We start from the raw sequence: 1,249 nt of genomic DNA, 5'->3' as shown, positions 1-1,249 counted from the left end.
AGAAATACGAGCTGCGCCCGCGGGACTGGGCTGCCGCCGAGCGCGAGGGCCGCACCATCACGCCGCTGATCACCCGTCTGAACCGGATCAGGCGGGATCACAGAGCCCTGCGCGAACTGCGGAACCTCCGATTCCACCGGGCCGACGACGACGCTGTCATCGCGTACAGCAAGCGTTCGGGTGACGACACGGTGGTCGTCGTGGCGAACCTGGACCCCCACCACACCCGGCAAGCCACAGTGTCCTTGGACATGCCGCGACTCGCCCCGAGCGAGGACGCGCGCGTGCCGGTGCGCGACGAGCTCACCGGCGAGACCTACAACTGGGGCAGGTCCAACTTTGTGCGCCTGGGTCCGGGCGGTGCACATGTGCTCGCTGTCGGCCCGGCAACGCGGATCGGAGGGTCCCCCGCATGATGGTCAATGAGCCCGTCCCGGACACGTTCGAGGACACCCCGGCCAAGGACCGCGATCCCGAGTGGTTCAAACGCGCCGTCTTCTACGAGGTCCTGGTCCGCTCCTTCCAGGACAGCGACGGCGACGGCGTCGGCGACCTCAAGGGCCTGACCGCGAAACTCGACTACCTGCAATGGCTGGGCGTCGACTGCCTGTGGCTGCCCCCCTTCTTCAAGTCCCCGCTCCGCGACGGCGGCTACGACGTCTCCGACTACACGGCCGTCCTGCCCGAGTTCGGCGACCTCGCCGACTTCGTCGAGTTCGTCGACGCCGCCCACCAGCGCGGCATGCGCGTCATCATCGACTTCGTCATGAACCACACCAGCGACCAGCACCCGTGGTTCCAGGAGTCCCGCGCGAATCCCGACGGACCCTACGGCGACTACTACGTCTGGGCCGACGACGACAAGCAGTACCAGGACGCCCGCATCATCTTCGTCGACACCGAAGCCTCCAACTGGACCTTCGACCCCGTCCGCAAGCAGTACTACTGGCACCGCTTCTTCTCCCACCAGCCCGACCTCAACTACGAGAACCCGGCCGTGCAGGAGGACATCCTGGCGGCCCTGCGGTTCTGGCTGGACCTCGGCATCGACGGCTTCCGCCTCGACGCCGTCCCCTACCTCTACCAAGCGGAGGGGACGAACTGCGAGAACCTTCCGGCAACGCACGAGTTCCTGAAGCGGGTCCGGGCCGACGTCGACACGCACTATCCGGACACGGTGCTGCTGGCCGAGGCGAACCAGTGGCCCGAGGACGTCGTCGACTACTTCGGCGACTTCCCCTCCGGCGGC

General features: G+C 67.3%; 1 protein-coding gene and 1 pseudogene. Both read left to right on the top strand.

Annotated elements, in window-relative coordinates; genetic code table 11:
- Window positions 1-416, top strand: a pseudogene (locus tag ACFYW8_RS44565) (alpha-1,4-glucan--maltose-1-phosphate maltosyltransferase); the annotation flags it as partial.
- Window positions 413-1,249, top strand: an 837-nt coding sequence (locus ACFYW8_RS44560; protein ID WP_389093929.1) for an alpha-amylase family glycosyl hydrolase, incomplete at its 3' end; no start/stop codon positions are given. The pseudogene ACFYW8_RS44565 and the gene ACFYW8_RS44560, both read left to right, overlap by 4 nt.

This window comes from Streptomyces sp. NPDC002742 (assembly GCF_042888885.1).
Lineage (GTDB): Bacteria > Actinomycetota > Actinomycetes > Streptomycetales > Streptomycetaceae > Streptomyces.
This window is presented reverse-complemented; position numbering and strand designations above follow the sequence as displayed.